The organism is Pseudarthrobacter sp. MDT1-56 (assembly GCF_059383555.1).
In genome coordinates this window covers 153,005-172,227 of record NZ_JBWZCK010000009.1, presented here as the reverse complement: position 1 = coordinate 172,227, position 19,223 = coordinate 153,005, and the positions used below count along the sequence as shown (strand labels likewise).

Below are 19,223 nucleotides of genomic sequence, written 5' to 3'. Positions count from 1 at the left end.
GACCGGTTCGGATCGAACCTGTGGTCGAGGGTACTTGCCGCGGAGGCCGGCTCGCGACGCTAGAGCGGTCCGGCTACGCGGTCCCCATACCCGGGCAACCTGATACCTACTTGCCGGCCACCCCGATCTACGCACGCCGGTATGGGCAACGTCAGTGATGCCTGACGGGACGGGCAGCCACGGGCGGCAGGAGCCGGGAAACCGGCCCGGGCCGGAGAATTCCCGGCGGCTAGGAGGAGGATACTCCCGGCAACTGGTCCCGGCCTTTGATGTTGAGCTTGGCGTAGCTGCGGTAAAGGTGGCCCTCGACTGTTCGGATGGATACCTGCAGCTCGGCGGCGATCTGGCGGTCGCTGAGGCCTCGCACCGCCAGTGCCACGATGTCGCGCTCCCTGCGCGTCAGCAGGCCAAGGGCGTCGGCTTCGGTTTCGTGTTCCTGGCCCGCGAGGCTGTCTGCCCTGTCCAGGCACCGTTTCCGCTGGGACATCGCCATGCGTTCCCGGAGGGTGTCGCCGGCCGCCCGGTACCCGGTCGCAGCGGCATCATAGGCGAGCGCCGCGAAGCCCCACAGTTCGGCGTCTTCGCAGCTTTTACCCGCTTCCAGATAGTCGGCGGCCAGGTCGGTGCTGACCGCCGCAGCATAGTGGGAAATCGCGGCGGCCCGGGGGCCCTCCAGTTCGGGTTGAAGTTCGAGCAGCCGGGCGGCCGCGTCCCGGTCCCCCAGCGCCAGGCAGAACGCAAGTGAGTCGAACTCCAGACCTGCTGTCGAATCGTCGCCGTGGGGCCGGCCCAGCGCCCGCAACTCGTCGACGGCCCCCGGGTAGTTGCCGAGGCGGGCCTTGCCGTAGGTGACTGCCATCTGCGATAGGACGCGCAGGTAGCGTGAGACCGCCCGTGGCGCGGCTTCGTAGTCGGCGAGGAATGCTGCGGCTTTGTCCTTGGCGCCGACTTCGGCGGCGGCGGCGAAGGCCATCGAGGAGGTGAAGGCGAAGAGTTGCTGGGGATCCGCGAGCCGCAGTGATTCCAGGGCTGCACTGAGGGTGCCCAGGGCCTGGATGGCCCTGCCCTGGTAGAGCAGGATGATGCCGTGCGCGGCATGGACTCCGCCGCCGAACGAGATGAGGTTGGGTCCCTGCCCGGCGACCACACCAGCCAGCAGGTTTTCGGCGGCTTCCCAGTCGCCACCGTGGATCACGGCCGCTGCTGCCCGCGCCACGAGGAACTCAGCGAGGAAATACAGTTCGTCGTGTCCGGAGCCCGCAGTTTCCAAGGCCTCGGACACCGCCGCGAACGCCTGGACCGCTTTGCCCTGCACAAGGAGCCGTTCCGATGTCAGCGCCAGCCTGAACGCGGCCTCCAGGTCGTTGGCCGGCGGAGGTTGCGGGCCTGCGCCGGCCTCGGCTTCCGTGCCGGCACCGTCGGGGTACTCCCCCGAAAGCGCGAACACCATGGCGTGAATGGTCGCATAGCGGTCCCGGGTTGCCGCGAGGATTCCAGCTGCATCGTCCGGGTTGTCCCTGGCCAGCTGCTCCCCCGCCTCCAGAAGGGCACCGGCGCGGTCCATGATCTCAGCCGGTGCGTGGCCGAGGGCGGCCTGCACCGCAGCCCACATGAGGGTTCCTGTGAGCAGGACAGCCACGCTAAGCCCCTTGGCGAAGTCGGCCTCCAGGATGTCCCGGGCGGCCGCGTAGTCCGAGGTGTTGAAATAGGTCCGTGCCACCACGGCCCGCGCGGCCACCTGCAATTCCGGGTCCTTGACCAGTGCGGCGGCTTTGCGTGCGAGGTCGTCCTCGTAGAGCCGGCTGGCCAGGACGGCCGCCTGCAGCAGCTGCCGGTCCTCGACCTCTGCTCCGCATTCAATCGACCAGCTCACCTGGCGCAGCAGGCCTTCTGCCGACGTCGGTTCGTTGTCCATGAGCTTCAGGAGGCTCTGCCGGAGCTGGAGGCTGCGGGCCGGCGAAATCAGGTTGCGCAGCGTGTCGCCGTAGATGGAGTGCCAGAGCCTCAATTGCGGGTGCGGTGCCGGCGTGACCCGGATCATCTCGTGTTCGATCAGGGCGGCCACCGGGTCTTCTCCCACCGTGGACTCAATCAGGTCACGGGACACGGGCTCGGCCAGGGCAATCAGGTTCAGGGCCTGGCGTTCTTGTGGGGAGCGCCGGAGCAACTGCCGGCGTACGACGTCAGTCAAGCGGTCCCCGTGGCTGTTGAGCGGACGTGCCAGCAGCCATACCCCGTTGCGTTGCAGCAGCGTGCCGTCGCTCTTCGCGTCGTCGATGAGGCCGCTGAGCAGCAGCGGGTTTCCCTCGGAGGCTTCCCAGAGGATTTCGGCAGCGCTGGGCAGGATCTGGGGACCCAGCGCGCTTTCGAGGAGGTCGTTGGTCTGCTGTTGGGTCAGCGGGCGGAGGTCGAGGCGTTCCGCAATGCCCTCAAACCACAGCTGCAGCAGCGGTTCCGGCAACCCCGGCCGGGTGGCCGAGGCAACGAGAAGTTTCGCCCAGCCGGCAGCGGCGAGTTCCACGAGGATTCCGGCGGTGGATTCGTCGAGGTCATGGGCGTCGTCCACGACCAGCAGCAGGGGCTTCTGGGACGCCCGGCGCTCTTCCTCCAGCCGCGCCCAGAAGGTCCTGAGCACCGCCAGTTGCGAGGTGGCCTCCTGGACGGGCAGCCCGACTATAAAAGGACCCAGCACGCCGTATGGCACATGCGCCAGCGAAGGGCTGCCATGGATGCGGACCGGCGTCACGGCTGTCTGCAGTTCGGACACCACAGCGTCCAGGAGGGTCGATTTGCCGATCCCGCTGTCGCCGAGCAGCAGGACCGCAACGTGGGTGCTGCCCTGGATGGCTTCCACCGCCGACCGCAGGTCCTCCGTCCGCCCGGTCAGGGCTTTGGGTACTTCCGCCGGCTCGGGGGCGGCTGAGCGGTGACTAGATGAGTCCAAGCAGATCACTTCGCGAAGAAACTCCCAGCTTGGTGAACACCTGGTAGAGGTGTCCTTCCACTGTCCGCACTGAAATGCCGATGGCCAGGGCAATGTCCTTGTTGGAGACGCCGTTGCCGGCGAGGGTGGCAATCTGCCGCTCCCTGTCTGTGAGCAGCGGCCCCTTGTTCCTGGGGATGATCGGCAGCGCAGGCAGGGTATCCGCGAGACCTTCAAGGATGGCGTGGGCGGCGCTGGCCTTCCCGCTCAGCCCCGCGGCCTTGGCGAAGTCGAAGGCGAGGGCGGCGCACCTGGCCTGGACGGCGTCGAGTTCCATGGCCGCGGCCTGGCTGGCGGCCTCCAGCATCACGGCGGCGTCCTTCTTGCGGCTGCCCACGGCAATCGTCCGGGACAGCTCCGCGAGGGGCCCCTGCCGCAACGCCGCGATGTCCTCCAGGAACTGGAAATCCTTGGTGGTGCCGTTGACCGTCGCGCCGAGCATAAAGATGCCCGCCAGGGTGAACCGGCCTGCCCGGTAGTGTTCCTCGGCCGTGCGGACCAGGCGGTCCTTCGCCTCCGGATCTCCCAGCCAGCGCGAGGCCATGTCCATGCAGAAGTCGGCGGAGCTGCGGACCGCGAACCGGGCGGGGCCGTCTGCCGACCGTGCCCGGTCCAGGTAAACGGTGGCCTGGACCGAATTCCCGGTTTGGGCGTAGGCGAAGGCAGTGGCTGCGTAGGCCTGCCGCAGCGAGTGCAGGCTGGCCCGGACCTCGAGCTGTGCAATCGCGGCCAGGAGCGGGTCCAGGGCCAGGTAGCCGCGGCCGGCGTAGACATAGGCAAGACCGACGGCCAGGTCCGTGGGCGCGCTGCCCGAATGCAGCCCGTGGCCGGCACGGCCGCTGGCGTCCTTGAGCATGTCGATGCTCTGGCGCCAGTGTCCGGACAGGAGCAGCACGTTGAAGGACCGCCAGGCAAAGTTTTCCCGGATCCGGGGAACGTTGGACCATTCCCCCAGCTGGCCGCCGATCTCACGCATCAACTTGCGGGCGTCGACCTCCTTGCCCGTCATGCAGAGGGCTTCCATCAGGATGATGCCGGACCTGAGCCGGTGCACCGGATTGACGTCGTCCAGCTCCGAGGAGGCCACGGCGCTGAGCCGGTCCATCATTGGCGCGTAGTCGCCGACGAAGGAGAGGTAGTTGAATTCGCAGAGGTCCAGGCACAGCCCGGCACGGGTGAGCTCCTGCGCTGACGCCGCCGGCTGCTCCCCGGCGAGCTCGTGGAGTCGCAGCCGGGCCTGCCGGAGCAGCTCGGGGACCTGTCCGCTCCGGTCCTGGAGCCAGGACATGCAGTCCGCTTTAGCGGCAATCAGTTCCGCGTACGCTTCCGCACCGAGGGCGCCGAGCTGGGCCTCGGACACATCGTCCAGGGCCGCCATAGCCTGCAGGGGAAGCCCCAGTTGCAGGTAGGCTGCGGATTTCTGCAGCTGGCCCTCCGTCCATTCCGGGTCCTCAGGGCTCAGGCTTCCGGCGCATTTGAGCGCAAACTTCGGGTCAAAGAGTCTGACGGCGGCGCCGGCAGCCGCCACGGCGTGGGCGGGTGCCAGGGGCGCATCGCAGTCGTGGGTCCAGGCCGCGTACGCCAGCAGGTCCTCGACGGTCAGCTCGTTGAGCTCGTCCTGCTGGTGCCCCGGCACCTTGTCCCGCAATTCCAGCCTGCGCTCCACGCTGAGCCAATTGCGGACGATGTCACCCAGGTAGCGGTCCCCGAGCGAAACGAGGTGCCGGCCCGTCCGGTCGACAACGATCTGACCCGCGTCTTCCATGTCCGCGATGACGCCGGGGCTGTACATCCGCGCGAGCCGGGCCAGGGGCAGGGTGCGGGCACAGGAGAGTACCTCGATGAGTTCCCGGGCCACCGGCGTTTCGCGGGCATACCTGGCCCGGACGATGTCTTCCAGCGCGGTGCGCCCGTCAAGGACCACCTCATCCACCAGGGTCCAGACAGATCCTGAGAGCACGAGGTTGCCCCGTTCGATCTGCTCCGAGACGACGGCCTGCAGCAGGGTCGGGCTGCCGCCGACAAGATGGTGCAACTGGCTTGCGAGGGCGCTGGACACCCTGTGCCCAAGCGCTGCCTTGAGCACCTCCAGGGTTTCGACCTCCGTGAGGTTCGCGAGCCGCACCTCGGCCAGCTGCCCGGAGGTAAGGAGCCAGTAGAAGTCCGGGGGCAGGTCCGTCGTGCGCTGGGCGGTGGCGACGAGCCGCGCGGTCCGGGTCTGCACCAGATTGAGCAGCACCCCGGTGCTCAGTTCGTCCAGGCTTCCGGCGTTGTCCAGCAGAATGACGCACTTGCGCCCGGCCGCGTCGTCGCGGATCAGGGACGTGATGCCGTGCAGGATGGCTGTCGGCGAGCCGAGGGAGCTTTGTGGCAGGCGGGCGAGCGTAAATGCCAGGCAACCGTAGGGCGTCGCCGAGCCCGGTCCGGAGGTGCGGAGCTGGAGGGTGTAGACGTCGGCTCCGAAGCCCGCGACCGCGGCGCGTCCTACCTGGGTTTTCCCCACCCCGCGGTCACCGGTGATGACCACGCCCATGCGGTCCTCCGCGAGCAGGGCGCTGCGAACCCGGTCGGCGTCGGCGTTGCGCGCGAGACCGGACCACCTGTGCCGGTCCAGGGGACCGGTCGCAGGTTCTTCTTCGGCGGGTGCCAATGTAGTGGAAACATTCCCCCAGCCCAGCGAATCCCTCGACATTTTGTTTCCTTCGTACCGCTTTGCGGACAGCAAACCTGAGACCGTCCGCCTAGAAGTAGCGTATCCCTATCCCCCGACATGAGAGTAGAGCGATCATATCGGCATTTCAGGAAGCAAGGAAAGAAATTTGAGGGTCGGCGGCGGCGCGTTACGTGGTCCGCCGCGGCTGGAGTCCCCTGGGTTTTCCGGCTAGGGCGTCTTCGCCGGGTGGAACTGCTGCTGCGCCGCGAGCAGGCCTTCGCGGACCAAAGCTTCCGCGGCGTCCGCCGCGGTGTCGATCAGGAAGGGCAGTTCCTTCTTCTCGGAACCGGAAAAGTCCTTCAGCACGAAGTCTGCGGTGTCCATCCTGCCCGGTGGGCGTCCCACGCCGACCCGGACCCGCAGGTAGTCCTTGGTGGCGAGGGCCTTGGAGATATCGCGCAGCCCGTTGTGGCCTCCTTCGCCGCCGCCCAGCTTCACCTTTACCGTATTAAAAGGAATGTCGATCTCGTCGTGCACGGCTATGACCCGGCCGGGCTCGACGTCGTAGAACTTGCTGAGCGCCGAGACCGGGCCGCCGGATACGTTCATGTAGCTCAGCGGCTTGGCCAGTACCACCCGCGGGCCGCCGATGCCGAGGCGGCCTTCCAGGACCTGGGCCCGGGACTTGTGGGACTTGAAGCCGCTCCGGATCCGGGCAGCAAGTTCGTCGAGGACCATCTGTCCGACGTTGTGCCGGTTGTGGGCGTATTCGGTTCCCGGATTGCCGAGGCCTACGATCAGCCAGGTGTCAGTCATGGTCAGTCCTTCGGTGTGGCGGGCCGGTTCCGGGCAGCGGGGGCCGGCGTTGCGCGGCGGAGACGACGGTGGCCGGGTCCCAGCAGGGACCCGGCCACCGGAGGATGCGCCGGAACTACTACTCGGCGGCTTCTGCGACCGAAGAACCTTCGGTGGTGTCAGCGGATGCTTCTTCCTCGGAGACCTCGGTGGCCTCGGAGATGTGAACGACGAGGGACTCGGCGTCGGCCAGCAGGACAGCGCCCTTCGGCAGGACCAGGTCGGAAGCGTGGATGTGCTCGCCGGCGGTGCGGCCCTCGATGCTGACCTCGATGGCGGTCGGCAGGTGGGTTGCCTCGGCCTCGAGGGAGACGGTGGTCATTTCCTGGTTGAACACGTTGCCGGGAGCCAGCTCGCCGGTGACGTGCACGGGAACGTCAACGTTGACCTTTTCGCCGGTGCGGACGGTCAGGAGGTCGAGGTGCTCGATGATCTGCTTGATCGGGTCGCGCTGGATGTCCTTGACCAGGGCGAGGTGCTGTTCGCCGTTGATGTCCAAGGTCAGCAGCGCGTTGGCGACGCGGACGGCCAGCGTGGTGGACTTGGCCGGCAGAGTGATGTGGATCGGGTCGGCGCCGTGGCCGTAGATGACGGCCGGAATCAGGCCCTCCATGCGGGCGCGGCGGGCGAAGCCCTTGCCGAATTCGGTGCGTACTTCTGCTGCGAGCTTCTGCTCAGACATGGGTATCTCCTAGTGGACTAGCGGTGTTCAGCAAGGGCGGAGGTCTGTTTGCGACCTTCAACGCCGGGCAGCCGGTGGGCCGCCCTTCCGAAGGGAGATTCAGACCCAGTCGATAACGGAGACCAGCAGTCCGGTTGGCCGTGAATACGGCTGACCGGCGCTCTCCCTCGCCAAGGTTTCGGTTCAAGGCTACCAGCGCGGGGCCGCTATCATGAAAACGGCCCCGCACCGGCGGACGGCTGAGCATGCTCAGCCGAGGGGTCAGGCGTTGCCGTCAAACAGGCTGGTGACAGAGCCGTCGTCGAACACTTCGCGGATGGCGCGGGCGATCAGTGGTGCGATGGACAGCACGGTGAGCTGCGGGAAGCGCTTGCTCGCGTCAATCGGCAGGGTGTTCGTGACGACAACCTCGCGGGCGCCGGATTCGGACAGCCGCTGGGCCGCGGGATCGGAGAAGACGGCGTGCGTTGCCGCGATGATGACATCCTTGGCGCCGGCATTCTTGAGCACCTGGACCGCGCCGGAAATGGTTCCCCCGGTGTCGATCATGTCGTCGATCAGCACACAGGTGCGGCCCTCGATCTGGCCGACGACCGTCTTGGACACCGCCTGGTTCGGGACGGTGAGGTCGCGGCTCTTGTGCACGAACGCCAGCGGCGCGCCGCCGAGGCGCTCGGCCCACTGCTCGGCCACGCGGACGCGGCCGGTGTCCGGGGAGACCACCGTGATGTCGTCGGCGCCGACGCGGGTGCGGATGTAGTCAGCGAGCAGCGGAATGGCCATGAGGTGGTCGACGGGACCGTCGAAGAAGCCCTGGATCTGCGAGGTGTGCAGGTCCACGCTCATGATGCGGTCGGCGCCGGCGGTCTTGTAGAGATCGGCGATCAGGCGTGCCGAGATGGGCTCGCGGCCGCGGCCCTTCTTGTCCTGCCGGGCGTACGGGTAGAACGGCGACACCACGGTGATGCGCTTGGCGGAGGCCCGCTTGAGCGAATCGATCATGATGAGCTGTTCCATCAGCCAGTTGTTCAGCGGTGCCGGGTGCGCCTGGATAACGAACGCGTCCGTGCCGCGCACGCTCTCCCCGGCACGGACGTAGATCTCGCCGTTGGCGAAGTCGTAGGCATCCAGGGGCAGCAGTTCGGTTCCGAGCTCCTTGGCGATTTCCCTCGCCAGCTCAGGATGCGCGCGCCCAGCGGCAAGCACCAGCTTCTTCTCGCCGCGTGCCGTAATTTCGCTCATTTTTGCTAGCCCTCTTCTGTAGATGCCGGAGTACTGGAGGAAGTCGTGGTGGCGCCGGCGGCCACGGCCAGGGACGCGGAAACGGAGCCCGGGCGGTTCGCCAGGACCCAGCCCTCGGTGTTCTGCTGCTGGGCCAGGGAAAGGACCAGGGCACCGGGCGGAACATCGCGGCGGATCACGGCGCCGGCGCCGCTGTAGGCGCCGTCACCAACCTGGACGGGAGCAACGAAGACGGTGTTGGAGCCGGTGCGGACGCCGGAACCAATGACGGTGCGGTGCTTCTTTTCGCCGTCGTAGTTCGCGGTGATGTTTCCGCAGCCGATGTTGGTGTCTTCACCGATTTCCGCGTCGCCGGCGTAGCCCAGGTGGGACAGTTTGGAGCCGCGGCCAATGGTGACGTTCTTGGTCTCGTAGAAGGCGCCGATCTTGCCGGTTTCACCGAGGACGGTGCCGGGGCGCAGGTAGGTGAACGGGCCGACGCTGGCCTTGGCGCCGATCGTGGAGCCGGAACCGTGCGTGCGGATCACCTTGGCGCCCTCCCCCACCTGGACATCGGTGAGGGTCGTGTCGGGGCCGACGACGGCGTCGCGCGCCACCGTGGTGGTGCCGTGGAGCTGGGTGCTGGGCAGCAGCCGGACGTCCTCGTCGAGGGTGACGGTGGCGTCGATCCAGGTGGTGGCCGGGTCGACGACGGTGACGCCTGCGCGCATCCAGGCTTCGACGGTGCGCCGGTTGAGTTCCGCGCCGAGGGCCGAGAGCTGGACCCGGTCATTGGCGCCCTCCACCTGCCAGCGGTCCTCGGTCACGACGGCGGCGACGCGGCCTCCGGCGACGCGGGCCAGGCCCAGCACGTCGGTGAGGTACTTCTCGCCCTGGGCGTTGTCGGTAGTGACCTGGGCCAGCGAATCGCGGAGCACGGCGGCGTCGAAGGCGTAGATGCCGGAGTTGACCTCCCGGATGTCACGTTCGGCGTCGGTGGCGTCCTTGTGCTCCCGGATGCCGGTGACCGTTCCGTCCGCAGCCCGCAGGATGCGGCCGTAACCGGTGGCGTCGGCCAGGACGGCGGTCAGGACGGTGACGGCGTTGTGCCCGGCCTCGTGGCTGGCGACGAGTTCGGCGAGCAGCCCGCCGGTGAGCAGGGGGACGTCGCCGTAGGTGACGACGACCGTTCCGCTGAGCCGGCCCTGGGGGTGGAGGGCGTCGAGGGCCTCGAGGGCGGCTTCGACGGCGCGCCCGGTGCCGGGCACCTCGTCCTGGTCGACGATCAGGGCGGAGGGGTCGACGGCGGCGATGTGGGCGGCTACGAGGTCGCGTTCATGCCGGACGACGAGGGCGAGTTCCTGCGGCCGGATCGTGCGGGCGGCATGCAGCGCGTGGCCGACGAGGGACCGGCCGCCGATCTCGTGGAGGATTTTGGGGGTACGGGACTTCATCCGGGTACCGGCACCTGCAGCTAGGACGATGACGGCGGCTGGGCCGGTCTTCTCGGGGCTCACGTACGGGCTCTCCTTGCTCAGTGGCTTCGCTCATGCCGCTGCTTGGTGAATCTGGGTGGCGGGCGGCTGAGGCCAACTGGTGCACCTCTGGTTGCCGGATCCGCGCGGCTTGGGCGGGCCGGACTTCGGTCACGGCACCGGATTCATCCTACTGGACTCTCACCGGGCCGCGCCCGGCGGGTGCCGTTTCCCGGCCCCGCGACGCACAGCCGTTCCGCCCATAGGACTCGAACCTATACTCCACGGCTCCAAAGGCCGGGGTGCTGCCATTACACCAGGGCGGACCATGCCCAGGCGTTGAGCCTGTGGCACGAGAGTCAATTCTGCCATACTGCGTTGCCCTCACGTGCTGGCGTCCCGGGCCGGGCCCGGCGGCACCCCTCCCGGTGGATGATCTGGGGCATGATGGAGCTGTGAGCAACAGCGCAGGGGTGTCCGGAGGGGCGGAGGGGCGCACCGGCCGGCCCGTCCGGCCCGCCGGCTACGTACCCCGGATCCGGATGACGGGACCCCAGCGCCGCAGCCAGCTCATCGGCATCGGGCGCGGACTCTTCGCCCTGCGCGGCCTGGACGGAACGACGATCGAGGAGATCGCCGCTGCCGCAGGCGTTTCCAAACCGGTGATCTACGAGCACTTCGGCTCCAAAGAAGGCCTGTACACGCAGGTCGTTGAGTGCGAGTTCCGGATCCTGCTGAGCTCCATCGACGAGGCCCTGTCCGAGGAGGCAAAGCCGCGCGTCATGGTCGAGCGGGCCGCGTTGGCGCTGCTGAGCTACATCGAGGACCGCACCGAAGGCTTCCGCATCCTCATGCGCGACGCGCCGCCGACGCAGCCGGAAGGAGCCTTCTCCACGTTGCTCTCCCACGTCACGGCCCGCGTGGAGTACATCCTGGCCGACGAGTTCGCGCGCCGCGGCTTCACCGCAGCTGACGGCGCCATGTACGCGCAGATGCTGGTCGGAATGGTGGCGATGACGGGCCAGTGGTGGCAGGACAGCCGGACCCCGGACAAGCGCGAAGTCGCCGCCCACCTGGTCAATCTCGCCTGGAACGGCCTCACCGGCCTCCAGAAAGAACCCGAACTCCGCAGCGACGACTAAATCCCCACGGGACATGCCCTCCGTGCGGCAGCGGGCCGGGCCCTCGGGGCTCTGCCCGCCCCGGCTGGACACGCCCTCCCCTGGCCCCAGCGGATGGACATAACACCAACATGTCCAACCGTCGCCTGCACTAAGGGACATGTCCAGTGGGATTTGAGTCGACCAAGGGACATGTCCAGCCGGGGCTAGGACCCAAGGACACTAACGAACCTCACCGCGCGACGGAATACCTGGGCACCCCGCGGGACATGCCCTCCCCTGGCCCCAGCGGATGGACATAACACCACCATGTCCAACCGTCGCCTGCACCACGGGACATGTCCAATGGGATATGGGGCGACCGAGGGACATGTCCAACCATGCCGAGACACGCTGGGCATGTCCCCCGGGGCCAGGCGACTACTCGCCGAGGACTTCGAGGGCTCCGAGCCATTCGAGTTCGAGGGCTTCGCGTTCGACGGCGAGGTCCTTCAGCTTCTTGTTGAGGCCCGCGAGGTCGCCGACGGCGGAAGGGTCGGCGGCCGCGGCGGTCATCTGGGCATGGATCTTGTCTTCCTGCTGCTTGAGCTTGCCCAGCTGGCGGTCGATCCGGTTCTTGGCCTTGCGGGCGTCCCGTTTCTCGGCTTCCGACGCTCCGGCCGCGGCGGGGGCGGAACTGCCGCTGGCGGCCGTGACCGGGTTGCCGCCGCCGGTGATGGTGGAGCCGGCCAGCGCCGCTTCGCGCAGCTCCAGGTACTGGTCCACGCCGCGCGGCAGGGCGCGGATCTTGCCGTCGCCCAGGAGCGCCATCTGGTGGTCCGTGACGCGTTCGAGCAGGTAGCGGTCGTGGCTGACGACGACCAGTGTGCCCGGCCAGCCGTCCAGCACGTCTTCGACGGCGGCCAGGGTGTCGGTGTCGAGGTCGTTGGTGGGCTCATCGAGCATCAGCACGTTGGGCTCGCCCACCAGCAGGCGAAGGAGCTGCAGGCGCCGGCGTTCGCCACCGGAGAGGTCCTTGACCGGGGTCCACTGCTTCTCGTTGGTGAAGCCAAGCTGCTCCACGAGCTGGCCGGCGGTGAATTCCTTGCCGCCGACGTTGAAGGAGCGCTTTTCGCGCTCGATCACTTCGATCACGCGCAGGTCCGAGACGTCATCGAGCTCCTTGACCTCCTGGGTGAGGACTGCGGTGACAACCGTCTTGCCGCGCTTGACCTTCCCGGAGCTGGGCTCGATTTCGCCGTTGAGGAGCTTCAGCAGGGTGGTCTTGCCGGCGCCGTTGACGCCCACCAGGCCCAGCCGTTCACCGGGGGCGAGCCGCAGCGTGATGTTGTCGAAGAGCTTCTGCCCGGGGTCGCCGCCCAGGAAATCGAGGGAGACGTTCTCCAGGTCCAGGACGTCCTTGCCGAGCCGGGCGGTGGCCATCTTGCTCAACGCCGTCGAGTCGCGCGGCTCAGGGACGTCCGCGATCAGGGCGTTGGCCGCTTCGATCCGGAATTTGGGCTTGGCGGTGCGGGCCGGGGCGCCGCGCCGGAGCCATGCGAGCTCCTTCTTTACGAGCTGCTGGCGCTTGCTTTCCACCACGGAAGCGGAGCGGTCACGCTCGGCGCGGGCCAGCACGTAGGCGGCGTAACCGCCGTCGAACGGGTCCATGATGCCGTCGTGGATTTCCCAGGTCTTGGTGCAGACTTCGTCCAGGAACCAACGGTCGTGGGTGACCACGAGGAAGGCGCCCTGGTTGGCCCGCCACCGGGTCTTCAGGTGCCGGGACAGCCACGCGACGCCTTCGACGTCGAGGTGGTTGGTGGGCTCGTCGAGCATGATGACGTCGTGGTCCTCGATCAGCAGCTTGGCCAGCGCCACCCGCCGCTTCTGCCCGCCGGAGAGGGCGTGGACGTTGGCGTGCCAGTCGACGTCGGACACCAGCCCGCCCATCACCTCGCGGATCTGGGGATTGCGGGCCCATTCGTAGTCGGCCTGGTCACCGACGATCGCGGCGCCGACGGTGAGGTCGCCGTCGAGCACGTCGCTCTGGTCCAGGTAGCCGATGTTGACCTCGCTGCGCTTGGTGACCCGGCCGGAGTCCGGCGTGGCGCGCATTGCCAGCAGGCGCATCAGCGTCGACTTGCCGTCGCCGTTGCGGCCGACCATGCCGATCCGGTCGCCCTCTTCGAGCCCGAGGGTGATTCCGTCAAGAACGGTGCGGGTTGCATACGAGACCGTGAGGTTCTCGCCGCCGAGCAGGTGTGCCACTGGGAACTGCTTTCCTAGAGAAATTATGTCGAGCTAATGGGGTCAGGCTGGATCGATCCAAGCCCTTTTACGTCGTGCTGATCACGACAATCCTATTAAAGGAGCGTATCGGAGATGATGCGCGCCCCGTGAACCGGGCCGTGCACCGCCATGGCTTCGAGGCCGTGGTGCCGGAGGTCGTTTGCCAGTCCTTCGGCGGCGGCCGGGCTGTGTGCCAGCAGTGCGACCGTGGGACCGGAGCCGGACACGATGCCGGCGATGGCCCCCAGGGACTCACCGAGCCCGAGGGTGTCCCGGAGGCCCGGCGCCAGCTCAATCGAGGCGCGCTGGAGGTCGTTGACCAGCACCCGGCTCAAGGCATCGGCGTCGCCCGCCCGCAGGGCCTGGAGGATCATCGGGTCCACCGCCGTCGGTTCCTCGATCACCGCTTCTTCGGCCGCACGGAGCCGGTCAAGGGTCCGGTAGACCTCCGGGGTGGGCAGGCCGAAGTCCGCGGTCACCAGGACCCAGTCGGTCTGGGCCTTGACGAGGGCCGGCGAGAGTTCGTCGCCGAGCCCGAGCCCGACAGCGGTCCCGCCGAGCAGGGAGAAGGGCACGTCGGCGCCAAGTTCCCCGGCCAGGTGGGCGAGCTCCTCGCGCGACAGCCCGCTGTTCCACAGCGCGTCACAGGCCAGCAGGGTGGCTGCTGCGTCCGCCGAGCCGCCGCCCATACCTCCGGCCACCGGCACCCGCTTGGTGATCTCGAGGTGGACGCCGGTGGAGTGTTCCGAGACATCAGCCATGATCGCGGCGGCCTTGTAGGCCAGGTTTCGCTCATCAAGGGGAATGTCAACGCCGTCGAGGTCAAGGGTGCTCGCCGGGCTGATGCCGACGGTTATTTCGCCGGTGTCCGTGCTGGTGGCGGCGACTTCTTCGTAGAGGGACACCGCGAGGTAGACGCTGGCCACCGAGTGGTAGCCGTCGGCGCGCAGCGGTCCGACATCCAGTGAGACGTTAACCTTGCCGGGAGCCTTGACCCGGACAGTCCTCGCGGCAAAGCGCCCTCTCACTGCGTTCATGGCTCCACGCTATGGCATGGCGGGGTCAGGCTCCAAGCATGGCACCGGACCGGCGGCACCGTTACGGTGCTGCCGCCGCGTTCACGGCGCCGGCAGCGCGTGGGCTTCGGCGATCCGGGAAAACGCCGCGATGTCGATGACCTCGCCGCGGGCAGTGGGATCGACACCGGCGGCCCGCAGGCACCGTTCGGCCTCCGCAGCACTGCCGGCCCATCCGGCCAGGGCGGCGCGAAGGGTCTTGCGGCGCTGGGCGAAGGCGGCATCGATGACGGCGAAAACCTGTTCGCGGGTCGCCGTGGTGACGGGCGGTTCCCGGCGGGTGAACGCCACGAGGCCGGAGTGGATCTTGGGGGCAGGCCAGAAAACGTTCATGCCGATGACCCCGGCCTTGCGCATACTGCTGTACCAGGCCGCCTTGACCGAAGGAACGCCGTAGGTCTTGGACCCCGGCCCGGCGGCAAGCCTGTCCGCCACCTCGTCCTGGACCATAACCAGGCCGTGGCGGAGGCTCGGGAAGTGCTGCAGCAGGTGCAGGACCACCGGCACGGCGACGTTGTAGGGAAGATTCGCCACGAGCGCGGTCGGCTCGACGGGGAGTTCGGTGACGCGCATGGCGTCGGCGAGGACCAGGTGGAAGTTTTCGACGGCGTCCGGCCGCCACTCGGCGACGGTGGCAGGAAGTTTGCCAGCGAGGACCGGATCGATCTCGACGGCGACAACCGAGCGGGCGGCGTCCAGCAGGCCCAGGGTCAGAGACCCCAGCCCGGGCCCGACTTCCAGGACCGTTTCGTCCGGGTGGATGTCAGCGGCGGCAACAATTCTGCGGATGGTGTTGCCGTCGATGACGAAGTTCTGGCCCAGGTTCTTCGTGGGACGGACCCCGATCTCCTCGGCCAGCCTGCGGATGTCGGAGGCCCCCATCAGGGGTGCGGGCGTGCCGGCTGGCGCGCTAGTGGGCGCACTGCCTGGCGCGGAGGGGGTCGGTTCAGTCACCTAGGTATCCTATCCCGCCGGCCAGCCCGGGCATGGCGAAGGCCGGGTCCGAAAAACCGGACCCGGCCCTGGCCGGGCATCCGCTGCCGTGGTCAGCCGCTGCGGAAACCCTGCGAATTCGTGCTCTCGTCACATCACCGTCAGCCGAAGCTGAGGTTGTGGCGTCGCTCCCCTAGCTGGTAGCTGCCCAGCCGCAGCCCCAGGGCTGCAGGCCGCGCTGCGCGTAGACGCGGTTGGCGATATCGATCTGCTGGGCTTTGGTGGCCAGGCTCGCGTTCGGGGCGTACGCGCCGCCGCCGGCTCCGAGCCAGGTCCGGATGTCGAACTGCAGCCCGCCGTAGTATCCGTTGCCGTTGTTGACGGACCAGTTGCCGGTGGACTCGCACTGCGCGATCTTGTTCCACATGGCTTCGTTCATCATGGCAGGGGCCGCGGCGCCGGTGTTGGCACCGGCCGCCTGGGCTGCCGGCTTCGGCTTTTCCTTGGTGCCGACGGTGACCTTCTCGGTGACCGGCTGCGCGGTGACGGACTGGGACACCAGGGTGCGGGAGGCTTCGCGGCCATCGACGAGGACGAGTTTGAAACTCTTGCTGATCGTGCCTGCCACGCCTGGCTGGGTCACCTTCTTTTCGCCCTTGGTCAGGCCGGCGTCCTCCGTGGTGAGGGTTTCGAACGGCACGGCTTCGGTCGCATCTGCCGTCTGGCTGACATCCACGCGGGACACCTTGATCACCATGTCGTTGACCACCGGCGCGTTGCCCGGCTGCGAGACGCGGTCGCTGGCGCCCAGCGTGATGCCGGCGTCGGCGAGGAGCTGGCCGACGTTGGCGGCCGTCGTGGTGGTCTTGTCGGCCTTGCCGTCGGCGACGATGCTCACGGACTTCGGTGTCGAGATGGACACGAAGGAACCGGAGACGGCAAGCTGCGCGTCCTTCGGAACGGACAGCTCGGAGGCACTGGCGACGCCGAGTTCGGTCACCAGACCCTCAACTGTGGGCGACGTGGTGCTGATCGTCCGTTCCGCGCCGTCCAAGCTGACCTTGACGGCCTTGGCGAGGTTGACGTTGATCACGGAACCGTCCCGGACATTGGAGTCAGCAGCCGGAGTGATCCGGTCGGACGGCTGGAGTTCGAGGTTGGCGCCCTTTACGACCTGGCCGACGGTGCCGCCGAACGTCTGGACGGAACTCACTTTGCCGTCGACGTTGAGGGTGACTGTCTTGTTGTTGCCGACGAAGGCGACGAGCCCCAGCACCAGCGCCACGAGCACCACGAGTTGCGTGCCGACCTTGACGAAGCTGAACTTGCCATCCGATTTAAAGAACTTGACCACGATTGCCCATATCTTTTGGACCATCCGGGCACGGGGAAAAGTGCACAGGTCCACCCGCCGCGGACAGGCCTGAGGCCGCACCGGAAGGGTGCGTTGTATCAGCGGGTGCTGTGTGCACTGCCACACTCACAAACGAGAGCGCGCATATGGTTCGTTCGCCACGATGCGCGCCCTGCAGGAGTGAAATTATCCGTTGGCCTTCCCCGACCCCGGCTAATAGTTGTCCACTGTAACCGGAGCGTTATAAAGCAACCAACAAATTGTGCATACCGGGTATCTATTCGCTAGGGCGGATTCTTGTCATATCAGTCCCAGGAACCGTATGCCTGCAGGGTATTCCCGGCGATCCGGGCACAGAGTTCCGAGAGTTCCCATCCAGTCAATTCGGCCATGGCCCGGACGGTATAGGGGACCAGGTAGCTCGCATTGGGGCGGCCCCGATGCGGGTGCGGGGTGAGGAACGGGGCGTCGGTTTCAACCAGGATCCGCTCCGGCTCCGCGATGGCCAGGGCCGCCCGCAGATTGGCAGCGTTCTTAAAGGTCAGCGTCCCGGCGAAGGACATGTACCAGCCCTCGCTGTTGCAGATCCGCGCCAGCTCCTCACCGCCGGAGAAGCAATGGAACACCACCCGCTCCGGGGCGCCCTCCTCCCGCAGTACCTGCACGACGTCGTCGTGGGCGTCACGGTCATGGATCTGCAGTGTCAGCCCCAGGCGTTTGGCAATATCTATGTGGCGCCGGAAGGAGTAGCGCTGATGGGCCAGGCCCTCCCCCTCGGTGCGGAAGAAGTCCAGGCCGGTCTCGCCGATGGCCCGGATCCGCGGGTGCGCTGCGAGTGCTTCGATCTCGGCCAGGGCCTCTTCCAGTTCGCCGCGGGCAGCGTAGGCCGGCGCGTCATTGGGGTGCAGGGCGACGGCGCCCAGCAGCCGCGGATCCAGCTCGACCGCCTGGACGGTGAACCGGGACGATTCCAGGTCGCACCCCACCTGCACGGCCCCCTGCACTCCCACGGCTTCGGCGGCATCCAGGGCGTCAGCGATGCTGACCGTGACATCGACATTTGCGTGGGTGAAGTCCAGGTGGGTGTGGTTGTCCATAACCGGCACCGGAAGCGGTTCCGGCGCGGGCGGGTAGCCCTGCCTGCCGGTGCCATCGCTGCCGGGCGCACGGAACGAGAGGGGCGTCAGGGGGGTGATCATCTTCCAACCTTATCGGCGGCGCCGCGGCCGCAGGAACTGCCCCGGCGCAGGAGTTAACGCGGCCGCGCTATCTCCGGGCGGCAAGACCGGCGGAGATTTCCCCGGAACTCTCTGTCAGGCCCGGCAGTTGTGTTAGTACTCTGTTGTAAAGACTGGCTTTAGCGCTGCGAAATAATCAATGTCCAGGAACAGACGGCTAGGAATTAACGGTCAGGAACACAGGCACACCCCGACGAGTGGCCCGGCAGGCTCCATGCCGATCCGTCCCGGGAACCACCAGGGCTGAAAGGCTACCGATGGACTACCACCGCATCTCCCTAGACGAGGCTCTTCCCGAGGGGCAGGGCCGCAGGGAAGATTCCGGCGTGGCCGGGCTCCCGGTGCCCCGGCACCCGGCCCAGCCGCCCGCGGCGATGGACGCGGAGGCATTCCGTTCCGCCAGCGAGCGCATCTTGGCCGCCATCAACACCGTGATCGACGGCAAAGCCGAAGCGGCCAAGCTGGCCCTGACCGTGCTTCTGGCCCAGGGCCACCTGCTCCTTGAAGACGTTCCCGGCGTCGGCAAGACCCTGCTCGCGAAGACCCTGGCCCGCACCATCGACTGTTCCGTGAGCCGCATCCAGTTCACGCCTGACCTGCTTCCCTCCGACGTCACCGGCGTGTCCATCTACAACCAGGCGTCGAGGTCCTTCGAGTTCCGGCCCGGTGCGGTGTTTGCCAACATCGTTATCGGAGACGAAATCAACCGCGCGTCGGCCAAGACCCAGTCAGCCCTGCTCGAATGCATGGAGGAACACCAGGTCACCGTGGACGGCACCTCCTACCGGCTCGACGAGCCGTTTATGGTGGTGGCCACGCAGAATCCGATCGAAATGGAGGGGACCTATCCGCTGCCGGAGGCGCAGCGTGACCGGTTCATGGCGCGGATCTCCATGGGCTACCCGGACAAGGAGGCCGAGATGGAAATGCTGGAAACCCACCAGGCCACGTCCCCGCTGGCAAAGGTCACCCCCGCCGTCACCGCCGGCGAGGTCGCGTCCATGATCGCCACGGTGCGGCAGGTCTACGTCTCCCAGTCGATCAAGGAATACACCGTGTCCCTGGGCCGCGCTACGCGGGAAAGCGGGATGCTCCGGCTCGGCGCGAGCCCCCGGTCCATGCTTCAGCTGCTGCGCGCGGCCAAAGCCACAGCGGCCCTGGACGGCCGGGACTTTGTGCTGCCGGACGACGTCGTCAGCGTGGCTGAATCCGTCCTGGCCCACCGGATCATCCTGGACCGCAAGGCCGCGAGCGCCGGCGAGACCGCCCAGAGTGTGATCCGCGCCGTCCTGGCGAAAATCCCGGTCAGCCCGGACCTGGCGGCCGCCCCGGGTGCCACGCTGCCGAATCGCCGCTAGGGG

13 protein-coding genes and 1 tRNA gene are annotated in these 19,223 nt (G+C 67.6%); 2 read left to right on the top strand and 12 right to left on the bottom strand.

The features are described 5' to 3' along the window. Positions 1–229: 229 nt before the first annotated feature. From AC50YC_RS13995 to AC50YC_RS13965, 7 genes are all read right to left on the bottom strand, one after another. Complete coding sequence (locus AC50YC_RS13995) at positions 230–2,944, bottom strand: LuxR C-terminal-related transcriptional regulator (RefSeq protein WP_494954099.1); 2,715 nt, start codon at positions 2,942–2,944, stop codon at positions 230–232. Then, positions 2,931–5,675, bottom strand: a complete 2,745-nt coding sequence (locus tag AC50YC_RS13990) for a helix-turn-helix transcriptional regulator (RefSeq protein WP_494954098.1) — start codon at positions 5,673–5,675, stop codon at positions 2,931–2,933. The genes AC50YC_RS13995 and AC50YC_RS13990 overlap by 14 nt, the downstream gene beginning before the upstream one ends. Before the next feature lie 189 nt (positions 5,676–5,864). Next, entirely contained in the window at positions 5,865–6,452 is a 588-nt protein-coding gene (gene pth / locus AC50YC_RS13985) for an aminoacyl-tRNA hydrolase (protein WP_494954097.1), read from the bottom strand. A 118-nt stretch (positions 6,453–6,570) separates the two neighbouring features. Then, positions 6,571–7,173: a 50S ribosomal protein L25/general stress protein Ctc gene (locus AC50YC_RS13980; protein WP_494954096.1), complete on the bottom strand. Its 603-nt coding sequence runs from the start codon at positions 7,171–7,173 to the stop codon at positions 6,571–6,573. 261 nt (positions 7,174–7,434) lie between these two features. Further along, complete coding sequence (locus AC50YC_RS13975; RefSeq protein WP_479827123.1) at positions 7,435–8,415, bottom strand: ribose-phosphate diphosphokinase; 981 nt, start codon at positions 8,413–8,415, stop codon at positions 7,435–7,437. Positions 8,416–8,420: 5 nt separating this feature from the next. Then, the gene (gene glmU, locus AC50YC_RS13970) at positions 8,421–9,911 is read right to left on the bottom strand and encodes a bifunctional UDP-N-acetylglucosamine diphosphorylase/glucosamine-1-phosphate N-acetyltransferase GlmU (RefSeq protein ID WP_494954095.1); all 1,491 of its coding nucleotides are present in this window, start codon (positions 9,909–9,911) and stop codon (positions 8,421–8,423) included. A 212-nt stretch (positions 9,912–10,123) separates the two neighbouring features. Continuing rightward, positions 10,124–10,195 (bottom strand) — tRNA-Gln (locus AC50YC_RS13965). Between the two features lie 216 nt (positions 10,196–10,411). Here AC50YC_RS13965 and AC50YC_RS13960 point away from each other — a divergent pair. Further along, the gene (locus tag AC50YC_RS13960; RefSeq protein ID WP_494954155.1) at positions 10,412–11,011 is read left to right on the top strand and encodes a TetR/AcrR family transcriptional regulator; all 600 of its coding nucleotides are present in this window, start codon (positions 10,412–10,414) and stop codon (positions 11,009–11,011) included. A gap of 399 nt (positions 11,012–11,410) precedes the next feature. On the opposite strand, the gene AC50YC_RS13955 is transcribed toward AC50YC_RS13960, so the two are convergent. The 5 genes from AC50YC_RS13955 to AC50YC_RS13935 all read right to left on the bottom strand — a co-directional run bounded on the left by AC50YC_RS13955 (position 11,411) and on the right by AC50YC_RS13935 (position 17,823). Next, positions 11,411–13,240, bottom strand: a complete 1,830-nt coding sequence (locus tag AC50YC_RS13955) for an ABC-F family ATP-binding cassette domain-containing protein (RefSeq protein WP_494954094.1) — start codon at positions 13,238–13,240, stop codon at positions 11,411–11,413. A gap of 95 nt (positions 13,241–13,335) precedes the next feature. Then, positions 13,336–14,298, bottom strand: coding sequence for a 4-(cytidine 5'-diphospho)-2-C-methyl-D-erythritol kinase (locus AC50YC_RS13950; protein ID WP_494954093.1), 963 nt, complete (start codon positions 14,296–14,298; stop codon positions 13,336–13,338). Positions 14,299–14,379: 81 nt separating this feature from the next. Next, positions 14,380–15,291: a 16S rRNA (adenine(1518)-N(6)/adenine(1519)-N(6))-dimethyltransferase RsmA gene (gene rsmA / locus AC50YC_RS13945; RefSeq protein ID WP_494954092.1), complete on the bottom strand. Its 912-nt coding sequence runs from the start codon at positions 15,289–15,291 to the stop codon at positions 14,380–14,382. A 172-nt stretch (positions 15,292–15,463) separates the two neighbouring features. Then, positions 15,464–16,624, bottom strand: a complete 1,161-nt coding sequence (locus tag AC50YC_RS13940; RefSeq protein WP_494954091.1) for a resuscitation-promoting factor — start codon at positions 16,622–16,624, stop codon at positions 15,464–15,466. A 305-nt stretch (positions 16,625–16,929) separates the two neighbouring features. Then, positions 16,930–17,823 carry a TatD family hydrolase gene (locus tag AC50YC_RS13935; RefSeq protein ID WP_494954090.1) on the bottom strand — a complete coding sequence of 298 codons (894 nt, stop codon included), beginning with the start codon at positions 17,821–17,823 and terminating at the stop codon, positions 16,930–16,932. 296 nt (positions 17,824–18,119) lie between these two features. On the opposite strand from AC50YC_RS13935, the gene AC50YC_RS13930 reads away from it, so the two are divergent. After that, a complete protein-coding gene (locus AC50YC_RS13930; RefSeq protein ID WP_494954089.1) occupies positions 18,120–19,220 on the top strand; it encodes an AAA family ATPase in 1,101 nt (366 codons plus the stop codon). Positions 19,221–19,223 lie beyond the last annotated feature (3 nt).